The organism is Microbacterium sp. zg.Y909, assembly GCF_024626565.1.
Window position 1 is genome coordinate 1 of sequence record NZ_JANJFJ010000395.1, and the last position, 3999, is coordinate 3999.

The window sequence follows — 3999 nt, forward strand, 5'->3', positions numbered from 1 at the left end:
GTCGTCGGCATCCCCCGCGGCGGCATCGTGGTCGCTGCGGCCGTCGCCCGGGCGCTCGGCCTGCCGCTGACCGCGGTGGCGGTGCGCAAGCTCGGCATCCCGTCGCAGCCCGAGGTCGCGGCGGGAGCGATCGCCGCCGATGCGAGGGTCATCAACCCCGACGCGGTTCGCGCCGGCGGGGTGACTCCGCGCCAGCTGGCCGACATAGAGCGCATCGAGACGGCGGAGCTGCAGCGGCGCACGGCGCGCTACGGCGCTGACGCCGCGGCCGTCGCAGGACGCACTGCCATCGTCGTGGACGACGGCGTCGCCACCGGCGCGACGGCCTTGGCAGCCTGCCGCGCGCTGCGCGCACGGGGTGCAGCGCGCATCGTGCTGGCGGCGCCGGTCGCGCCGGCACGATGGCGTCCGCCGGCCGACGCGGCCGACGAGTGGGTGTGTCCGTTTCAGCCGCGCGACTTCTGGGCGGTGGGTGCGCACTACGACGACTTCGCGCAGACCGATGACGCGGAGGTCGTGGCTCTGCTGCACGACCCCCGCGCCCGCGGTCACTGACGCCGGTCGGCGCCCCGGAGGCTCAGCCGCGCAGAGCGGCCCGCAGCGTGTCCAGTCCCACGCCGCCGATGTCGAGGGCGCGCTTGTGGAACCGCTTGATCGAGAAGTCCTCGCCCTCGCGCTCGGCGACCTCGTCGCGCAGCTGCTCCCAGATGCGCTGACCGACCTTGTACGCCGGCGCCTGGCCGGGCCAGCCGAAGTACCGGTTGACCTCGAACCGCACGAACTCCTCGGGCATGTTGACGTTGCGCATCATGAACTCCAGCGCGTAGTCGTAGTCCCATGTACCGGTGCCGTCCAGGCGCGGCTTCTGCAGGTGCACGCCGATGTCCAGCACGACGCGGGCCGCGCGCATGCGCTGTCCGTCGAGCATGCCGAGGCGGTCGGCCGGGTCGTCGAGGTATCCGAGCTGCTCCATGAGGCGCTCGGCATACAGCGCCCAGCCCTCGGCGTGGCCGCTCGTGCCGGCCAAGAGGCGCCGCCAGCTGTTCAGCTGCGCGCGGTTGTAGACCGCCTGCGAGATCTGCAGGTGATGACCCGGGACCCCCTCGTGGTACACCGTCGTGAGTTCACGCCACGTGTCGAAGCGGTCCACGCCCTCGGGCACCGACCACCACATGCGGCCCGGACGGGAGAAGTCGTCGGTCGGCCCGGTGTAGTAGATGCCGCCCTCGTTGGTCGGGGCGATCATGCATTCCAGGCGCCGGATGGGCTCGGCGATGTCGAAGTGGGTGCGTCCGAGCTCCTCGACGGCGCGGTCGCTGGTCTCCTGCATCCACCGCTGCAGCGCTTCGGTGCCGTGCAGCTGGCGCGTGGGGTCTGCTTCGAGGAGGGCGACCGCCTCTTCGACGGTGGCGTCGGGCGAGATCTGCCGGGCGATGGACTCCTGCTCGGCGACCATGCGCGCGAGCTCTTCGATCCCCCACTCGTACGTCTCGTCGAGGTCTATCTCGGCGCCGAGGAAGCGGCGCGAGTGCAGGGTGTAGAGCTCGCGGCCCACGGCATCCTGCTCGCTCGCCTCGGGGGCGAGCTCCGAGGACAGGAACGACGACAGCCGCTCGTAGGCGACGCGGGCGGCGTTGGCGTTGTCGGTGAGCTCCCGGGCGAGGGATGCCGGCAGGTGCCCCTCAGCGGGAGTGGCCTCGGCGGCGAAGGTCGAGAAGAAGCCGCGGTCCTCGGTGTAACGGCCGATCTGAGTGACGACCTCGAGCACCTGGCGGCGTGCCGGCACAACGCCGGTGGCGATGCCCTCACGCAGGGTCTCGATGTACCCGGTGATCGCCTGCGGGAGCGCCTTCAGACGTGCCGAGACGACGCCCCAGTCCTCGACCGTGTCGGTCGGCATGAGGTCGAAGGCCGACCGCAGATCCTGGGCGGGCGACGCGATGACGTTGAGGTCGCGCAGGTGCGCCTTGGCATCGTGCAGCTCGAGCTGCAGGCGCAGCTCGCGGCTGAGGTCCGCCTTCGTGACGACGTCGATCTCGTCGACGGTGTCGGCGGTCTCGAGCTCGGCCAGGGTCGATCGGGCGGCCTGGGCGGCGCGCTCGGTGCCGGTCGGCGACAGGTCGTCGAAGCGGTCGTTGTACTCGGTGCGGCCGATGTAGGTGGCCAGCATCGGGGACAGTTCGGCGAGGGTGTCCACCCACGCGTCCGCGATCTCGTCGATCCGGGTCGTGGGGCGCGAGGTGTCAGTCATCCTTTGAGCCTAGGACGCCCGGGGCGTGCACACGAACCGGGCGGTCAGTGACCTGCTTCGTCCCAGTCCGCGCCGCGGCCGATCTGCACGTCCAGCGGCACCGACAGCTCTGCGGCATCGCCCATGCGCTCGCGCACGATCCGCTCGGCGGCATCCCACTCCCCCGGAGCCACCTCGACGACGAGCTCGTCGTGGATCTGCAGCAGCACCCGCGACCGCAGCTGCTGCTGGGCGAACTCGGCGTGGATGCGGAAGAGCGCGATCTTCATGATGTCCGCCGCGCTCCCCTGGATCGGGGCGTTGAGCGCGGCGCGCTCGGCGTTCTCGCGCAGCACCCGGTTGGGGCTCGAGAGGTCGGGGAACGGGCGGCGGCGGCCGAAGATCGTCTCGGTGTAGCCGTCGATCTTGGCCTGCTCGACCGACGAGCGCAGGTAGTCGCGCACGGCGCCGAAACGGGCGAAGTACTCCAGCATCAGCCCCTTCGCCTCGGACTGCTCGATGCGCAGCTGCTTGGACAGGCCGAACGCCGACAGGCCGTACACGAGCCCGTACGACATGGCCTTGACCTTCGTGCGCATGGCCGGCGTGACGTCTTCGGGCGCGACGTGGAACACGCGCGCACCCACGAAGCGGTGCAGGTCCTCGCCCGAGTTGAAGGCCTCGATGAGGCCGGGGTCGCCGGAGAGGTGCGCCATGATGCGCATCTCGATCTGCGAGTAGTCGGCCGTCAGCAGCGTCTCGTATCCGTCCCCCACCTGGAAGGCGGCGCGGATGCGGCGGCTCTCGGAGGTGCGGATCGGGATGTTCTGCAGGTTCGGGTCGGTGCTCGACAGGCGCCCGGTCTGGCTGCCGGTCTGCACGTAGGTCGTGTGGATGCGGCCGTCGGCGGCGATCGCGGTGTCGAGCGACTCGATGATCTGCCGCAGCTTCGTGGCCTCGCGGTGCTGCAGCAGCTGGTCGAGGAACGGGTGCGGATTGGTCTCCTGCAGGTCCGCGAGCACGGCGGCATCGGTGGAGTACCCGGTCTTGGTCTTGCGGGTCTTCGGCAGCTGCAGCTGCTCGAACAGCACCTCCTGCAGCTGCTTGGGCGAGCCGAGGTTCACCTCGCGCTCGATGGTCGCGTAGGCCTGCTGAGCGATGGCGTCGGCCCGGGCAGCCAGTTCGCCCGAGAACGCGGAGAGCTTCTCGTGCGAGACCGCGACGCCGGCGAGCTCCATGTCGGCGAGGGTCAGCAGCGTCGGCAGCTCGATGTCGGCGAGGACGGATGCCACGCTCTGCGGCAGCTCGTCACGGAGCGCATCGGCCACCCGCAGCGTGAACCACGACACCTGACCGGGGGTCGCGCCCTCGGTCTCGGGCACCAGCTGGGTGGGATCGGCCTCGGGGAGCTTCTCGCCCAGGTACCGGTCGACGAGGTCCGAGAGGTTCTTGTCGGGGAAGCTCGGGCGCAGCAGCCATCCGGCGACGATCGCGTCGAACACGAGACCGCCGAGCGCGGCACCGGCGCGGCGGAGCGCCTTGACCTGGGGCTTGGCGTCGGAGAGCACCTTCGGCGCGTCCGAGGCCAGCCACGGGGTCAGCACGGCGGCGGTCTCGTCGTTCCAGGCGACCTCGACGGCGGCGTCGGCGGTGGCAAGACCCACTCGCTGCGGCAGGCCGCCGGAGACCGTGACGGTCACGGCCACCTCGCCGCTCGTGGCATCCAGCCATTCCGAGAGTCCCGCTGCATCGGTCTCGGCAGGCGTCGG

General features: G+C 71.0%; 3 protein-coding genes. 1 reads left to right on the forward strand and 2 read right to left on the reverse strand.

Going from position 1 to position 3999, the window contains the following annotated elements; all coding sequences use genetic code 11:
* Nucleotides 1-555 (forward strand): phosphoribosyltransferase family protein (locus NQ160_RS19970; protein ID WP_257516853.1); only part of this gene is annotated, 555 nt, incomplete at its 5' end.
* Nucleotides 556-577: 22 nt separating this feature from the next.
* Here the strand turns inward: NQ160_RS19970 and NQ160_RS19975 are convergent.
* Nucleotides 578-2251, reverse strand: a complete 1674-nt coding sequence (locus NQ160_RS19975; RefSeq protein WP_257516854.1) for a DUF885 domain-containing protein — start codon at nt 2249-2251, stop codon at nt 578-580.
* A gap of 44 nt (nt 2252-2295) precedes the next feature.
* On the reverse strand, nt 2296-3999 hold a 1704-nt coding region (locus tag NQ160_RS19980; RefSeq protein ID WP_257516855.1), incomplete at its 5' end, for a DNA polymerase.